At 69.9% G+C, this 15,848-nt stretch carries 14 protein-coding genes; 10 read left to right on the forward strand and 4 right to left on the reverse strand.

Annotated elements, in window-relative coordinates; genetic code table 11:
• The first annotated feature begins 104 nt into the window (after positions 1–104).
• From ACEXHE_RS01895 to ACEXHE_RS01910, 4 genes are read left to right on the forward strand one after another with little or no spacing between them, the layout of a single operon-like run.
• Positions 105–2,219: an N-acetylmuramoyl-L-alanine amidase gene (locus ACEXHE_RS01895; protein WP_374784501.1), complete on the forward strand. Its 2,115-nt coding sequence runs from the start codon at positions 105–107 to the stop codon at positions 2,217–2,219.
• A gap of 37 nt (positions 2,220–2,256) precedes the next feature.
• Entirely contained in the window at positions 2,257–2,496 is a 240-nt protein-coding gene (locus tag ACEXHE_RS01900; protein ID WP_374784502.1) for a PLD nuclease N-terminal domain-containing protein, read from the forward strand.
• Positions 2,493–3,326: a thioesterase family protein gene (locus ACEXHE_RS01905; RefSeq protein WP_374784503.1), complete on the forward strand. Its 834-nt coding sequence runs from the start codon at positions 2,493–2,495 to the stop codon at positions 3,324–3,326. The genes ACEXHE_RS01900 and ACEXHE_RS01905 overlap by 4 nt, the downstream gene beginning before the upstream one ends.
• Positions 3,323–4,147, forward strand: a complete 825-nt coding sequence (locus tag ACEXHE_RS01910) for a biotin/lipoate A/B protein ligase family protein (RefSeq protein WP_374784504.1) — start codon at positions 3,323–3,325, stop codon at positions 4,145–4,147. The genes ACEXHE_RS01905 and ACEXHE_RS01910 overlap by 4 nt, the downstream gene beginning before the upstream one ends.
• A 5-nt stretch (positions 4,148–4,152) precedes the next feature.
• On the opposite strand, the gene ACEXHE_RS01915 is transcribed toward ACEXHE_RS01910, so the two are convergent.
• Genes ACEXHE_RS01915 through ACEXHE_RS01925 form a run of 3 tightly spaced genes read right to left on the reverse strand, consistent with a single transcriptional unit; the run spans position 4,153 to position 6,520 of the window.
• On the reverse strand, positions 4,153–4,800 hold the full coding sequence (locus ACEXHE_RS01915; RefSeq protein WP_374784505.1) for a uridine kinase: 648 nt from the start codon (positions 4,798–4,800) through the stop codon (positions 4,153–4,155).
• Positions 4,797–5,429, reverse strand: a complete 633-nt coding sequence (locus tag ACEXHE_RS01920; protein WP_374784506.1) for an MBL fold metallo-hydrolase — start codon at positions 5,427–5,429, stop codon at positions 4,797–4,799. The genes ACEXHE_RS01915 and ACEXHE_RS01920 overlap by 4 nt, the downstream gene beginning before the upstream one ends.
• On the reverse strand, positions 5,429–6,520 hold the full coding sequence (locus tag ACEXHE_RS01925; protein ID WP_374784507.1) for an S-(hydroxymethyl)mycothiol dehydrogenase: 1,092 nt from the start codon (positions 6,518–6,520) through the stop codon (positions 5,429–5,431). The genes ACEXHE_RS01920 and ACEXHE_RS01925 overlap by 1 nt, the downstream gene beginning before the upstream one ends.
• 159 nt (positions 6,521–6,679) lie before the next feature.
• Here ACEXHE_RS01925 and ACEXHE_RS01930 point away from each other — a divergent pair, with 159 nt between their 5' ends.
• The 4 genes from ACEXHE_RS01930 to ACEXHE_RS01945 all read left to right on the forward strand — a co-directional run bounded on the left by ACEXHE_RS01930 (position 6,680) and on the right by ACEXHE_RS01945 (position 10,856).
• Positions 6,680–7,387 (forward strand): GntR family transcriptional regulator, encoded by a 708-nt coding sequence (locus ACEXHE_RS01930; protein ID WP_374784508.1) that lies wholly within the window; start codon positions 6,680–6,682, stop codon positions 7,385–7,387.
• A 101-nt stretch (positions 7,388–7,488) separates the two neighbouring features.
• The gene (locus tag ACEXHE_RS01935) at positions 7,489–8,910 is read left to right on the forward strand and encodes an MFS transporter (protein WP_374784509.1); all 1,422 of its coding nucleotides are present in this window, start codon (positions 7,489–7,491) and stop codon (positions 8,908–8,910) included.
• Between the two features lie 53 nt (positions 8,911–8,963).
• Positions 8,964–9,983: an ornithine cyclodeaminase family protein gene (locus tag ACEXHE_RS01940; RefSeq protein WP_374784510.1), complete on the forward strand. Its 1,020-nt coding sequence runs from the start codon at positions 8,964–8,966 to the stop codon at positions 9,981–9,983.
• Between the two features lie 18 nt (positions 9,984–10,001).
• Positions 10,002–10,856, forward strand: a complete 855-nt coding sequence (locus ACEXHE_RS01945; protein WP_374784511.1) for an SOS response-associated peptidase — start codon at positions 10,002–10,004, stop codon at positions 10,854–10,856.
• 17 nt (positions 10,857–10,873) lie between these two features.
• Here the strand turns inward: ACEXHE_RS01945 and ACEXHE_RS01950 are convergent, their stop codons facing one another.
• The gene (locus ACEXHE_RS01950) at positions 10,874–11,380 is read right to left on the reverse strand and encodes a hypothetical protein (RefSeq protein ID WP_356966211.1); all 507 of its coding nucleotides are present in this window, start codon (positions 11,378–11,380) and stop codon (positions 10,874–10,876) included.
• Between the two features lie 309 nt (positions 11,381–11,689).
• On the opposite strand from ACEXHE_RS01950, the gene ACEXHE_RS01955 reads away from it, so the two are divergent.
• Entirely contained in the window at positions 11,690–12,019 is a 330-nt protein-coding gene (locus ACEXHE_RS01955; RefSeq protein WP_091694081.1) for a DUF6504 family protein, read from the forward strand.
• Positions 12,019–15,750, forward strand: a complete 3,732-nt coding sequence (locus tag ACEXHE_RS01960) for a DNA polymerase III subunit alpha (RefSeq protein ID WP_374784512.1) — start codon at positions 12,019–12,021, stop codon at positions 15,748–15,750. The genes ACEXHE_RS01955 and ACEXHE_RS01960 overlap by 1 nt, the downstream gene beginning before the upstream one ends.
• The last annotated feature ends 98 nt before the right edge of the window (positions 15,751–15,848 follow it).

Genomic DNA, 15,848 nt, shown 5'->3' on the forward strand with positions numbered 1-15,848 from the left:
GAACACGACGCGGCGGCACCCTGAGGCGTCGGCAGTTGCTACCCTGTCACGGGGGGGTCATGTCTGTCTTCGCCTACGCACCGCACCAGCTGAGGGAATGTCATATGTCCAGGGATGCCCATCCTGCGCTCCACCGTGGCCTCGCCGCCGCGCTGTCCGTGATCGTCGCCACCACCGTCCTGCCGGCAGCGGTCGCCGCACCGGCCCCCACGGAGACCGCGGCCGCGGCCGCGGTGGCATCGTCCCCGTCCGAGGAGGCTCTCGTGGGGGACCCGGGCGGCCAGGGCCAGTCCGCGTCTGCGGTGACCGGTCAGCAGGACCAGACGGTCGCGCTGGCCGGCATCGCGCCCGAGGCTGTGCCGGAGGCGGCCCCGGAGCTGGCGGCCAGGGCCACCGAAGGCGTGGAGTCGCCGTCGATCGACGCGGTTCCCGAGGCCGAGGACCTGACGGCCTCCTCCCTGGCCGACGCCATCGACGCCCCCGCCGGGGATCCCGCACAGGTGGCCGTGCTGACGGATCCGGTGGAGACCATCGACTTCGTGGTCGGCGGTGTCACCTGGGACATCAGCGGCGCCGGCCAGGTGACGGATGTCTCCGTGCGAGTGCGAGAGGACGCTGAGTGGACCGAATGGACCAGTCTGGAGATCCATGACGGCAATGAGCGGCCCGGGCTGACCCGTGTGGGCACCGAGCCGCTGGTCTCCAGCGGTGGGGATGCCGTCCAGGTCCGTGTCTCCACGGTCGACGGCGAGGTCCCGGAAGGACTGGACCTGCAGCTGATCGATCCGGGCACTGCGGCGACGGACGGCCAGCTGGCTCCTGCGTCTCCCGCATCGCCCCATTTGGAGGGCATCGAGGACAGGGCCGGCCAAGCCCAGACCGCATCAGCGGCCACCGCGCAGCAGACGGGCGAGGAGCCGGTGCGCGCCGTCCTGGCGTCCCACACCGTGCAGCCGCTGGCGACCACCACGAACCACGAGTCCGTCCTCAAGCCCGCCATCGTCACGCGTGAGCAGTGGGGGGCCGACGAGTCGATCACCCTGGACTGGGGATCCCCCTCGAAGGACCTCAAGGCGATGTACATCCACCACACCGCAGGGTCGAACAACTACACGCGGGCCGGGGCGTACGAGCAGATCCGCGGCATCCACCGGTACCACGCGGCCACCCTGGGGTGGGGCGACATCGGCTACCAGTTCCTGGTGGACCGCTACGGGGTGATCTACGAGGGGCGGCGAGGCGCCATCGAGGCGCCGGTCATCGGCGCGCAGGCCGGAGGATTCAACACGGACACGATCGGCGTGTCCGGCATGGGCCGGTTCGACTACTCCTCGGCCGGGGCCGCCCCGCCGACCGCGATGGTCGACGCGATGAAGCGAGTCCTGGCCTGGCAGGCCTACCGCTACGACGTGGACCCCACGGCGAAGGTGGTCCTGACCCAGAGCGGGAAGGGGACCGCGCGGTGGACCAGCGGCACGCAGGTGACGGTCCACACGATCCTGGGCCACAGCACCACCAACGCCACCGAATGCCCCGGGCCGTACCTGGAGGCGCAGCTCCCGCAGATCCGCAGCAGCGTGGGCGCCACCGTGGACGCCGCGATCCGCACCCACGGTGAGTACCGACCCCCCGGGCAGGTGCAGATCCCGGGGATGGTGACCCCGGTCTCGCAGGTGTGGGAGTCGGAGCGGCTGACGGTGACGTGGCTGCCGGGTGAGGGTGCCGAGCGGTATGTGGTGCGGCGTCGGGTGGCTCCGGCCGGAACGTCGGACTACGGCCCGTGGGAGCGCACGGCGACCCTGGGCGGGGACTGGGTGCGTGGGCGGTTCGATGTGGCTGAGGGGACGCGGACGCAGTGGTCGCTGCAGTCGCAGAACGCCGCCGGGGTGTCCAAGACCAAGGTGATCGCCACCCACGACCGTCCGGAGCGGCTGCAGCCGCCGGGGATGGTCACCCCTCGCGACCAGGTGTGGGAGTCGGGACGGCTGACGGTGACGTGGCTGCCGGGTGAGGGTGCCGAGCGGTATGTGGTGCGGCGTCGGGTGGCTCCGGCCGGAACGTCGGACTACGGCCCGTGGGAGCGCACGGCGACCCTGGGCGGGGACTGGGTGCGTGGCCGGTTCGATGTGGCTGAGGGGACGAGGACGCAGTGGTCGCTGCAGTCGCAGAACGCCGCCGGGGTGTCCAAGACCAAGGTGATCGCGACGCACACCCGGTGACGCCTCCGAGGGGCGCCGGTCTGGCAGGATGGAGCGCATGGATCAGAGACATGACACTCGTCGGTGGTGGGCCGACCTCAGCCCCGCGGCCCGTGCCGGCATCGTGGCGGTCGCCACAGCCCAGATCGCCCTGCAGGGCGTGGCCCTGGTGGACCTGGCACGCCGACCGGCCGAGCGGGTCCGCGGTCCCAAGGCGGCCTGGGCGGTGGCGAGCTTCGTCAACTTCCTCGGTCCTCTGGCCTACCTGACGATGGGCCGCTCCGGACCCCGTCGATGACGGCGGCGCACTGGGCCTCTGCGGAGGCCTACTACGTCCGGCTCGAGGAGATCCGCTCCGACGGGCCCTCACGCTCCAGATTCCACCCGACCGTGCACACGCAGGGCGCCTGGCGGGAAGAGGAGCAGCACATGGCTCCGGTGAGCGGGCTGCTCACCGCTGAAATCATGGCCCATCAGCGGCGCGAGGACCTGCGCATCGCCCGTCTGAACTTCGAGATCCTCGGAACCCTCCACGGCCAGGAGTTCGACGTGGTCACCACCACCATCCGCCCCGGGCGGACCATTGAGCTCGTGGAGGCGGTCATGGTGAGCCGGGGCAGGCCGTGTCTGGTGGGAAGGGCCTGGCGTCTGGCCACCTCGGACACGTCCTCGGTCAGCACACGCCATGATCCGTTGATGCCCGGCCCCGACGCCGCCGTGCCGTACCCGCAGATGGGCCGGTGGCCCGGCGGGTACATCGACTCCGTCGAGGTCTCGGCGCTGGAGGACCACGCGCCCGGACACGGGCGCACCTGGCTGACCAACCCGTACCCGATGGTCGAGGGCGAGCAGACGGACCCGCTCGTGAAGCTGGTCGGCATGGTGGACACCGCCAACGGCGTGGCACCCGTCCTCGAGGCCGGGCCGGGTGGGCACAGCTTCGCCAACGTGGATCTGCAGATCCATCTTCATCGCCTCCCTGCGGGCGAGCATCTGGGTCTGCAGACCACCTCGAACGTGGGTCCAGACGGAGTGGGCCTGACCTCCGCCGTTCTGCACGATGTCCACGGTCCGTTCGGACGCTCGGAACAGATCCAGACCATCCGCAGGATCCCCTCCACCCCGTGAAGGAGACCCAGATTCCCGACGACGGACCCCTCACCTGGGGTGAGCCGGTCACCTGGTGTGTGCAGACCAGAAGCCTGGGCGCTGTGGGGGACCTGGACTATTCCGTGAGGCTGCTGCGGGCCCTGCAGTCCGGAACACTGAGCGGGCCGCTGGTGCGGGTCTACCGTCCCCAGCCGACAGTGGCCTTCGGTCAGCGCGATGTCCGACTGCCCGGATTCGAGGCCGCACGGCAGGCCTGCCTGGCCCATGGTTTCACGCCGGTGGTCCGTCAAGCCGGTGGACGGGCAGCCGCGTACCACCAGGGGTCCTTGGTGGTGGACCACCTGCAGGCGGAGCCGGACGCCGTGCTCGGATCCCGTGAACGATTCCGATCCTTCGCGGGGCTGTACCGTCAGGTCCTTGCCGATGCGGGCGTGGACGCTGAGATCGGGCAGATCGCGGGGGAGTACTGCCCGGGCGAGTACTCGGTGCACGGGAACAGACCGCACGGTGGCCCGGTGAAGCTGATCGGCACCGCCCAGCGTGCGGTCTCCGGGGCGTGGCTGTTCTCCTCCTCCTGGGTCATCCAGGATCCTGGGCCCATCCAGGCAGTCCTGATGGCCGTGTATGCGGCGTTGGAACTGGACTGGGATCCGGAGACAGCTGGGGCTGCGGACCAGGCCCGAGCCGCTGCCGGGACCGAGCCTCCGGTGGAGGTCCAGACCGTGATCGATCGACTGCGGGACCGGCTGGGGCCACACCGCGGTCTGGACTTCGAGGATCTGGCCACACTGGTTCCGCCGTCACCGGCTGGAGAGGAACACCGGCAGCTCAGTCCCTGAGAACATCACGGCTCGGGGATGCCCGCGCGGAGGCGGGACTTGGGAACGGGGACGAAGCCCGCGCCCAGGTGTCGTGCTCTGCTCCTGCGTTCCGAGCGTGCCAGGGCCCAGCCTCGTTGGACCAGGAAGGGGATCGGCTTGCGCCGCTCTGCCACATCCCGGGCGAACCGCCGGGTGGCCGTGGTCAAGGTGTTCTGGTCGATGTAGTACGCGTCCACACGCACGCCGAGGTCGGCGCAGGCCGCCCGCAGGGGCTGCGCGGCCACATCCGCGAAGACACCCTCCGCCACGATCAGGTCTGCGGACTGTCCCGGCCTCACCGTGGCGGCAGAGGAATCCGCTGTGCCCAGTTCCAGGGTCGTGCTGCCGACCACCGATGAGGTGGTGATGGAGTAGTCGGGCATGCGCGTGCGGCCCGTCTCGATCAGCTCGACCAAGGCATCCACAGCCGCCTGCAGGTTCCAGGTGCGTGGGTCATCCCAGTCGATCTCTCCGTAAGGGGTGCGTGGGAAGTGCACGCCACTTCGGCCGTCGTCGGAGATCTCGTGGTAGTAGGCGTCCAGCTCAAGGTGAGGACGCCCATGGCGGCGCGCCAGGTAGGACTTGCCCGCCCCGGACGCGCCGCCGAGCAGCACGACGCGCGGTCGGTTCACTGGCCGCGCTCGATCCATTCCTGCAGGTGGGGTTCCTCGTCTCCGATCCTGGTGTCGTCTCCATGTCCGGTGTGGACCACGGTGTGCTCGGGCAGGGTGAGCAGCCGGGTGCGGATGGAGTCGATGATGGTGTCGAAGTCCGAGTAGGACCGGCCGGTGGCCCCGGGGCCGCCCTGGAAGAGGGTGTCTCCGGAGAACAGCGTGCCGCCGTCCAGATCGGGTGCGTGGAAGCAGACCGAGCCGGGGGAGTGGCCGGGGGTGTGGATCACGTGCAGATCGGTGCCGGCGATGGTGAAGGTCTCGCCGTCGGTCAGGGTCCCGTCCGGTCCCTGGTCGGGGTAGACGGCGTCCCAGAGCATCCGGTCCTCGGGGTGCAGCAGCACGGGGGCGTCCACGAGCTCCCGGAAGTCCATGGCCGCGCGGATGTGGTCGTCATGGCCGTGGGTGAGCAGGATGGCCTGGACCTGGCGTCCGTTGACCTTGCGCCAGACGGCGCGGGCATCGTGGGCGGGGTCGATGACCACGCAGTGCTCGGCGCCGCCGATGATCCACACGTTGTTGTCCACCTCCCACGTCCCCCCGTCCAGGGAGAAGGTGCCGGAGGTGACCAGATGGTCGATGCGTGCCATCAGACGACCACCACCGAGCGCAGCACGTCGCCGGAGGCCATGGTGCCGAAGGCCTCCTGGACCTGGTCCAGGGAGATCCTCTCCGTGACGAAGGCATCCAGATCCAACCGGCCCAGTCGGTACTGCTCCACGAGCATGGGGAAGTCCCGGGAGGGCAGGCAGTCCCCGTACCAGGAGGACTTCAGCGACCCTCCGCGGCCGAAGACATCCAGCAGCGGCAGCTCCAGGGTCATCTCTGGAGTGGGCACGCCGACCAGGACGACTCGTCCGGCCAGGTCCCGGGCGTAGAAGGCCTGGGTGTAGGTCTCGGGCCGGCCCACGGCGTCGATGACCACATCGGCGCCGAACCCTCCGGTCAGCTCCCGAATGGTCTCGACCGGGTCGGTCTGGCTGGAGTCGATGGTGTGGGTGGCACCCAGCTTCTGGGCGGCCTCGAGCTTCTTGGGGTCCAGGTCCACGGCGATGATGGTGGTGGCCCCGGCCAGGGACGCGCCGGCGATGGCGGCTGCTCCGACGCCGCCGCAGCCGATGACGGCCACGGACTCGCCGCGCTGGACGGCTCCGGTGTTGATGGCCGCCCCGATGCCGGCCATGATGCCGCAGCCCAGCAGGCCCACGGCGGCGTCCTGGTCCTCGGTGACGCCCTCGACCTTGGTGCACTGGCCGGCCGCGACCAGGGTCTTCTCACAGAACGCGCCGATGCCCAGTGCCGGGGAGAGCTCGGTGCCGTCGGCCAGGGTCATCTTCTGGGTGGCGTTGTGGGTGTCGAAGCAGTACTGAGGCTGCCCCTTGGCGCAGGCCCGGCACTCACCGCACACGGCACGCCAGTTCAGGATGACCTTGTCACCGACTGCGACCTCGGTGACGCCTTCACCGATCAGGGAGACGATTCCGGTGGCCTCATGGCCCAGCAGATACGGGTACTCATCCCCGATCCCACCCTGGACGTAATGCAGGTCGGTATGGCACACCCCGCAGGTCAGGATGTCCACCACGGCCTCTCCGGGCCCAGGATCGGGGATCACGATCTCCTGGATGCTCACCGGGGCATCCTTCTCCATGGCGATCACGCCACGCACGGTCTGAGGCACGGTTCTGCTCCTGTCCTGCACCACGGGCGAAGGCGACCGTCACACCGAAGGTGAGGCGCCGTCGTCGGGCACGTTGTGGGGGTCTGCAGTGACCAGTCCATCACATGGCAGGTGGTTGGGCCGAACCGTGCCGGGTCCAGGGTGCGGCACACTGGTGGCATGGATCGAGCGGAGATGAGCCACGCAGGACGCGAGCCTCTGCGGCTGGCCGAACAGCGGTCATTGCCGCTGAGGGACCAGGTGGCCGCGCGGCTGCGGCATGCTCTGGTGGCCGGCGACCTGCGTCCGGGGGAAGTGCTCAGCGCGCCCACCCTGGCGGCAGAGTTCGGGGTCTCGGCCACGCCGGTCCGGGAGGCGATGCTGGACCTGGCCACCGAGGGGCATGTGAATCCGATCCGGTACAAGGGCTACCGCGTCATCGAGGTCTCTGAGGAGACACGGCGTCAGATCCTGCAGCTGCGCCGGCTGATCGAGGTGCCACTGATGGTCCAGGTGGCTGAGCGGGGCGTGGACGAGGGGTTGTTGGGACGCTCTCAGGAGTTGGCTGACCAGTCCGTGGAGGCCGCCGCCGCGGGGGACCTGGTCGAGTTCATCCGGACGGACATGGATCTGCACCTGGGTCTGTTGGAGGCGGCCGGTAATGAGGTGGCCGTTCGGCATGTGCGGTCCCTGCGCTCCATGACCCGCCTGACCGGACTGAAGGACCTGGCCGCCGAAGGCCGATTGGTGGAGACCGCCGAGGAGCACCGGAAGATGGTCCGGGCGCTGGCAGCGCGTGACAGCGTGCAGATGGAGGAGCTGATGAACGCCCACCTCGGTCATGTGTCCGGGGTGTGGGCGGGCGAGGATGAGCCAGGCATCGGCTGAGAGGTTCGCCCGACGGTGCCGTCCTCCTGATGTCCGGCTGCTCTGGCACCGGAACATGTAACATTGTACTGTGGTGCAGGTCACTCACGAAGGGAACGACAGTGAACGCACCACAGCAGCATCAGACACCGGGGCACTCCCGGGCGCAGACTTCTCCAGGACAGCACACGCCAGCCGGTCCGGGCGAAGCCCCCGAAGTGGGCAAGCCGACCACGAACCTCCGGGTCCTCTCCGGATCCCTGGCGGGCAGCTCCATCGAGTGGTACGACTTCTTCCTCTACGCCACCGCCTCGGCCTTGATCTTCAACAAGCAGTTCTTCCCCACGGATGACCCCTACGTATCCCAGATGCTGTCCTACCTGACCCTCGCGCTGACGTTCTTCATCCGTCCGCTCGGTGGCATCGTCTTCTCGCACTTCGGGGACCGAGTGGGCCGCAAGGTCACCCTGGTGGTGACCCTGTCGCTGATGGGCGGGGCCACCGTGGCGATCGGCCTGCTGCCCACCTACGACCAGGTCGGCATCCTGGCGCCGATCCTGCTGGTGGTCTGCCGGATCCTGCAGGGGTTGGCGATAGGTGGTGAATGGGGTGGCGCGCTGCTGCTGGCCTACGAGTACGCACCGAAGGAGAAACGTGGATTCTTCGGCTCGGTGCCGCAGATGGGCATCACCATCGGCATGCTGCTGGCCTCGGCCGCGTTCGCCCTGGTGTCCATGTTCGGTGAGGAGTTCCTGACCGGCATCGGCTGGCGCATCCCGTTCATCGCCTCGATCCTGCTGGTCATCGTGGGCCTGTGGATCCGTGGTGGCATGGGGGAGACCCCGCACTTCAAGAAGGCGAAGGAGTCCGGGGAGATCCCCAAGCTGCCCATCGCCGAGACCCTCAAGCACCACTGGCGTGCTGTGCTCGTGGCAGTGGGCGTGAAGGTCGTGGAGACCGCCCCGTTCTACATCTTCGCCACCTTCGTGGTCTCCTACGCCACCGGGAACCTGGGCTACCAGCAGTCCGTCTCGCTCAACGCCGTCACGGCCGGCGCGGCACTGTCCACGGTGATGATCCCGATCATGGGTTCCCTCTCGGACCGCGTGGGTCGGTTCAAGGTGTACTTCACCGGCGCCATCCTGATCGCCGCGTTCGCGTTCCCGTTCTTCCTCCTGCTGGACCTGCAGCAGGACTGGGCGGTGTTCGCCGCCGTGATCATCGGCCTCGGTGTGGTCTGGCCTCCGGTCACCGCCACCTTGGGCACCCTGTGCTCGGAGATCTTCTCCGCCCGCGTCCGCTACACCGGCGTCACCCTGGGCTACCAGATCGGCGCGGCACTGGCCGGCGGAACGGCACCGCTGATCGCCACCTTCCTGCTCCAGGAGTTCAACGGCGCCTGGGTCTCGATCGCCCTGTACATCCTGCTGACCGCTGCGATCTCGATCATCGCCGTGTTCTTCGCCCCGGCGATCGCCCGCAAGGAGGCCGCCGCTGACGAGGCTGCCGGCATCCCCACGGCGGCTGGCGGCACTGGCGCCTGATCGCCGTCATCGGCACCATCTCATCCGTTTTCATCACCTCCAGGAGGACCTGCATGACCACCCCTCAGCATTCCGACCAGTCAGCTCCCCACGCACCTCAGGCAGCAGGGCACGACGACGCCCGGCGCCTGGGCGGCGGGGGTGCTGGCCCAGCCTGGTTCAGTGCCGAGCAGGTGGAGCAGGCGGTGCCGGTGGATCGGGCCCGCCGTCTGGTGGAGGCTGCCCTGCAGTCCGGGTTCGATCCCCAGCAGGATCCGGCCCGGATGAACGTCCCGGCCCAGACCGGACACCTGCTGCTCATGCCCTCGGTCCTGGGTGACTGGGCTGGCACCAAGGTCGCCTCGGTCTCCCCGGACAACCCGGAGCGGGGGCTGCCCCGGATCCAGGCGACCTACGTGCTGATGGACTCCGAGACCCTGAGCCTGCAGGCACTGATGGAGGGCAACGGGCTGACAGCACTGCGCACCCCTGCCGTCTCCGCCGTGGCTGCGGATCACCTGACCGCGCGGGACGCGCAGAAGCTGGTCGTCTTCGGGACCGGCCTGCAGGCCCTGGGGCACCTGGACGCATTGGCAGCGATCCGTGACTTCACCGACGTCGTGATCTGTGGCCGGTCACCGGAGAAGGTGACGGCCGCCGTCGAGCACGCCGTCTCTCAGGGGATGTCTGCGCGGGCCGGCGACGCCGAGGAGGTGCGCGGCGCTGACCTGATCGCCTGCACCACCTCGGCAGGTGAGCCGCTGTTCGACGGATCTCTGGTCCCGGACACCGCCTGTGTGGTGGCCATGGGCTCGCATGAGCCGGACCGCCGCGAGCTGGACGCCACCCTGATGGGCCGTGCCCAGGTGGTGGTGGAGGACCGGGAGACGGCCCTGCGGGAGGCCGGTGATGTGGTGATGGCGATCGAGGAGGGTGCCCTGGCCGAGGCCGACCTGGTGGACCTGAAGGACGTGGTCACCGGCGCCGTGGAGGCGGACACCTCGCGCCCCCGGGTGTTCAAGGGCGTGGGCATGAGCTGGCAGGACCTGGCGGTGGCGATCGGCGTGGTGGACCCGGAGGCCGGCACCGACTGACGGTGGCACACTGGTGGCATGTGCGGACGATTCGTGATGGCCCGGGCCATCGGGGACTTGGTGGCCGAGGCCGGTGCGCTGCCTCCGGAGGAGGAGCTGGTGCTGCCGCCGCCGAGCTGGAACGTCCCGCCCACCGCTGATGTGACGGTGGTGCTGGAGCGCCCGGTGGACCCGGACCAGGGTCCCGACGACGGCCCCTCGCCTCAGGCATCCGGAGCGCCGCAGGTGCGGCGAGAAGTCCACGTGGCCCGGTGGGGTCTGGTGCCGATCTGGGCCAAGGACCTCTCCGTGGGGGTGCGTGCGTTCAATGCGCGCTCAGAGACCGTGACGGAGAAGCCGACGTTCCGATCGGCCGTGAGGGCCCGGCGCTGTGCGATCCCGGTGGACGGCTACTACGAGTGGCTCAAGCCCGGACCCGGAGAGAAGGGGCCGGACGGCAAGGCCGCTCGGAAGCGGCCCTTCTACGTGCACCGTGCGGACGGGGCGATGACGTTCTTCGCCGGTCTCTACGAGTGGTGGCGGGACCCTGCGGTGGCCGAGGGGGAGCCCGGCCAGTGGGTGCTCAGCTGCACCATCCTCACCGGCCCGTCTCCCGAGGCCGGCAGCGGGGACGAGACCCTGGATCGACTGCACGGACTGCACGACCGGCTTCCCCTGCCCATGGATCGGGCCACCATGGATGAGTGGCTGCGGCCGGAGAAGCTGGGATCGGCCGCTCAGGCCCAGGAGCTCGTGGACCTGGTGCTGGCCCGGGCCTACGGCACCGCCGCCGAGTGGACCCTGCATGAGGTGGACCCGGCGGTGGGCACTGTGCGGAACAATGGGCCCGATCTGATCGAGCCGCTCACCGAGGAGCAGGGCACGCTGCTGTGACCGGGCGGCCGTGACGATCAGGCCCTCTCCTCTGGACGCCGCGCGGGGTGCTCCCGCTCCGGCGGCTGCGGATGGAGGACGCCGGAGTTCCAGCCGATCTCCCATCCGTCCACCGGACCCCAGGAGTCGGAGAACGCCACCGGCAGCGCCTGATGCTCCCGGCAGGCCGCCAGGAGCTCGGCATACCAGCGCGTGTAGGCCGGATCGCTCGCCTCCGGTGAGGGGGCGCCCACGGCGTGATGCAGTGCATCAGCCACCTGGGCCGTGGTGGTGCTCGCCGTGACCCGGAGGCCGGGGAGCTCCGGGCCGTCGCCCATGGTGTAGCGCACCGTCCGGGCTTCTCCGGTGCGGGGATCCGACTGGCCGGCGCTGACCTCGCACCGCCAGTACATGCCGGACGGGGCCATGTAGGGCAGGGCCCGGACCTGGTGGAGTCCGCGCCGGTGGAGCAGCTCGACGGCGTCGAGCAGCAGGACGCAGGTGCGAGCGACCAGAGGGTCATGGACATCGTGCAGAGCGGGCATGGCGACACCGTAGAGGATCGGCCGGACAGGACAAGGCGCTGCACCGTGACGCCTCCGCGCTTAACGTGTCCGGGCCCCTGCCTACTGTCCTGACTGGTGATCGAACAGATGTTCGAATACCATGGTGGGGCGCAGTCGTCACGCACTTCCCGTCCGGCGTGTCGCGCGCGTCCCACCTGAAGCCGGGTCACCGGTGCTGCTCGGACCGTTCCTTCCCAGACGGTGCCGACCTGCAGCCCGTGGACCTGGACACCCCGTCGCATCCCCGCGGCGGGGAGGACAGAACGTCAGAGGGCAGGAACACATCTCATGGGAGTCTTCACACAGTCGGTGGCCGTCGGCCGATCCTCGGCCGGAGTGCCGGAGCAGCTGGAGTGGAACGGGCGCACGTATGTGGTGGCCGCTGAACCGGTGCGCTGGTTCGAGCGGCGCCGGTGGTGGGCGGAGGAGCGCCGAGCCGAGCGCGGACGCGGTGCCGGACTGGTGGACCACGAGGTCTGGCGGGTGCAGGTCCGTCTGGCCCGTGCGCCCCGCTCGCCGCTGCTCACCCTGGACATCTCCCACCACCTGGACTCCGGACGGTGGCGGCTGATCCAGATCCACGACGCCGTCCGGCAGGACCTGCGGGAGAGCGCCTGATGGGTGCCGGGGCCGGGTTCACGCATCTGCATGTGGCCAGTGCCTTCGGCGCGCACTACGGAGTGTCCTGGCCGGAGGAGCTGGCCCAGGCCGCTGCGGCGGACGGTGCCGACGCCCTGGCCTGCACGGACCGTGACGGGCTCTATGGCATGGCCAAGCACGTCCAGGCCTGTCTGAACGCCGGGCTGGCCCCGGTGGTCGGTGTGGATCTGGCAGTGGCGTGGGACGGCGTCGGTCCAGACGGTCAGGTGGCTGTTCCGGTGACGGGCCATGCTCCGCAGCATCCTGCCGGTCGGGTGGTGGTGCTGGCCCGGGGTGGCTGCGACGGGGCGGGCTACCGTGCCCTGTGCCGACTGATCTCCGATGCCCACGCCCACACCACCGGGGGTTCGGCAGGCGGGTCTCCCTACGTCAGGGTGGCCGAACTGGCCGCGCGCGCCTCCGGTGAGGACCCCGCCGAACCGCTGCTCTATGTCCTGGTGGGGCCCGGCTCCGAGGTGGGGCAGGCGATGGCCGCGCGCCGCTACACGCAGGGGCGGACCCTGTTGCGCCGGTGGAAGGCTGTTCTGCCCGCCGGGTCGCTGAGGGTGGAGGTGGTCTCCCATCTGTCCCCACCCGGGCAGCGGCTCTCCACCGCGCATGCCGTGCGGATGCTGCGGGCCAGCCGGGACACGCGTGTGCCGGCCGTGCTGACCAACGCCGTGCGCTATGCCGCGCCGGACGGAGCCGCCACCGCGGACGTGCTGGACGCGGCACGCACCCTGAGCTCCCTGGAGGCTCTGGACGACCTCCAGCCCAACGGGCAGGGCTGGCTCAAACCGGGTGCCGCCATGGAGCAGATCGCCCGGGAGATCGGCAGGGACTCCGGAGAGGGAGCCGATGCCGTGCAGGAGCTGCTGCAGCAGACCGCAGAGCTGACCGATCTCTGCAGGATGGATCCGGGGCCGGACCTGGGCTGGATGCGTCCGGTGGTGCCAGAAGCCTCCGTGATCGGCATCAGCGGCGCGCCGGAGCGCGAGCTGAGGAATCGCTCCCTGGCCGGCGCCCGTGCCCGGTACCCGCACCTGGTCAGCGGCGGACGGTTCGCCGCCACCCATGAGGGGCGGGAGCTGGAGCAGCGGATGGAGCACGAGCTGGGCATCATCGAACGGCTCGGCTTCGCCAGCTACTTCCTCACCGTGGCCGAGGTGGTGCGGATGATCGAGGGCATGGGGGTGCGTGTCTCAGCGCGCGGCTCCGGCGCCTCCTCCCTGGTGAACCACGTGCTGCGCATCTCCAACGTGGACCCCCTGGAGCACGAGCTGATCTTCGAGCGCTTCCTCTCCCAAGACCGCTCCACGCTGCCGGACATCGATGTGGACGTGGAGTCAGCCCGCCGGCACGAGGTCTACCGGGCCATGTTCGAGCGGTTCGGGGCCGAGCGCACCACCCTGATGAGCATGCAGAACGGGTACCGGGTGCGCGGAGCGGTCCGGGATGCCGGGCTGGCTCTGGGGATGGAATCGGACCAGGTGGACGGGATCGCCAAGCAGATGTGGCGCTTCTCCGCGTCCAGCTTCCGCGAGGCCATGGACCGGATGCCGGAGCTGCGTGGCTTCTCCGACCGCGTGGAGTCCGGGCGCAGACAGGGACAGCAGCAGCTGGACCTGCTGGTGGACCTGACCGAGCGCCTGGACCGGTTGCCCCGGCACATCTCCATGCACCCCTGCGGAGTGATCCTGGGGGATGCCACCCTGCTGGACCGCACCCCCGTCCAGCCCTCAGGAATCGGGCTGCCCATGAGCCAGTTCGACAAACACGACATGGACCCCATGGGCATGCTCAAACTGGACGTGCTCGGGGTTCGCATGCAGTCCACCATCGCCTACACCCTGCAGGAGATCGAACGGACCACGGGCGAGCAGGTGGACCTGGAGCAGGTGCCACTGGATGACCCGGCCACCTATGAGATGATCCGCACCACCCACACCCTGGGCTGCTTCCAGATCGAGTCGCCCGGCCAGCGCGAGCTGATCGGGAAGATGGCCCCGGTGGAGTTCAACGATCTGATCATCGACATCTCCCTGTTCCGCCCCGGCCCCATGCAGTCGGACATGGTCCGCCCCTTCCTGGAGCAGCGCCACGGCTGGGGGATGACCCGCTACCCCCATCCGCACCTGGCACCCGTGCTGGCCGAGACCCATGGGGTGACCGTCTTCCACGAGCAGGTGCTGCGCATGTTCGATGTGATGACCGGGTGTGGGCTGGCCAAAGCCGACGAGTTCCGCCGGCAGATCGGCGGGCCGGGGGAGCAGGGCGTGGAGGCCTTCTTCCGGCGCGAGGCCCTGGCCCGCGGCTACTCGCTGGAGGTGATCGACGAGGTCTGGGGGACCCTGCACGCCTTCGGCTCCTTCGGCTTCTGCAAGGCCCACGGCGCCGCGTTCGCCGTGCCCACCTACCACTCCGCCTGGCTCAAGACCCACCATCCGGAGGCGTTCCTGACCGGGATCTTCGAGCACGACCCCGGCATGTATCCCCGGCGGCTGATGGTCGCCGAGGCCCGCCGCATGGGCATCCCGGTGCTCCCGGTGGATGTGAACGCCTCCACGGACCGCTTCCGTCTGGAGTGGGTGCCCTCCCACCCGGAGCTTCCCGACGGCGGCCAGGGCCGGTGGGGCGTGCGGATGGCCTTCACCAGCATGTCCGGGCTGAGTGGCACCGAGATCAAGCGTCTGGTGGCCGGCCAGCCCTACACCTCCCTGGCCGATGTGCGTGACCGTGCCCGGCCCACCCGCAGGAACCTGGAGCGGCTCGCCCAGCTCGGAGCCCTGGACTGTCTGCTGCCGCCCGGTGGGGCCTCCCGCACAGACCTGGTCCACCACCTGGAGCTGCAGCACGCCGGCACCGGCAGCTCGGCTCCGCTGGGCCACCATCCGAACGGCCGCCGCCGCCGGGCAGGCAGTCGGCAGGTGGACGGACAGCTCTCCTTCGCACTGCCGGACACCGAGACCGCCGCACTCACCCCGATGTTCCCCAGCCCCAGCCGGGACCAGCAGGTGCGCACCGAACTGGACCTGACCGCCATGGACACCAGTGCCCACCTGATGGAGTCCCACCGTCCCTACCTGGACGCCCTGGGGGTGACCGCCGCAGAGGACCTGCTCTCGCTGCGCTCCCAGTCCCGGGTGCTGGTCGCCGGGGTCCGGGTGGCCACCCAGACCCCGCCCATGCGCTCGGGCAAGCGGGTGGTGTTCATCTCGGTGGATGACGGCACCGGCTGCATCGACGCCTCCTTCTTCACCGAGGCCCAGCACCAGACCGGTGAGATGCTCTTCTCCGCGCGGCTGATGCTGATCGAGGGGACCACCCGGCGGACCGGGCCGAAGGCGATCAGCCTGCAGGCCATCCGCGCCTGGGACCTGCATCGCCCGGAGACCCTGCCGGACCCCGACTATCTGGACAGCACCCGGGAGCAGTGGCGGGCCTGGCTGCGCCGTGACCGTCAGGCAGCGGCCGCGCGCCGGGCCGGACAACCCTGGGACGCTCCGGGGGCCCTGCCGGACGTGCCCCACCACTCCACCGGCGGCTGGCCGGTCAAGGTGGGCGCCGCCGTCGGGGCACCGCCGGAGAACCCGGACGCCACGGGAGGACAACGCCACACCAGCCCGCCACCTCGGCGAGCCGATCAGCACCGTCCGGTGCCGGTGCCTCACCCGGAGACCTGGGAGCTGCTCCCCGCCCCTGACCGCTGACCCCCTCAGGCACAGAGTGACGTGACCCCCACCCAAGTGACCTGGATTCGTCACTCTGTGCCCAGGACGGGGGCAGCCAGTCGTCCCGGACCGGACCC

The sequence above is a fragment of the Micrococcus sp. IITD107 genome (assembly GCF_041927415.1).
Taxonomy (GTDB): domain Bacteria; phylum Actinomycetota; class Actinomycetes; order Actinomycetales; family Micrococcaceae; genus Citricoccus; species Citricoccus terreus.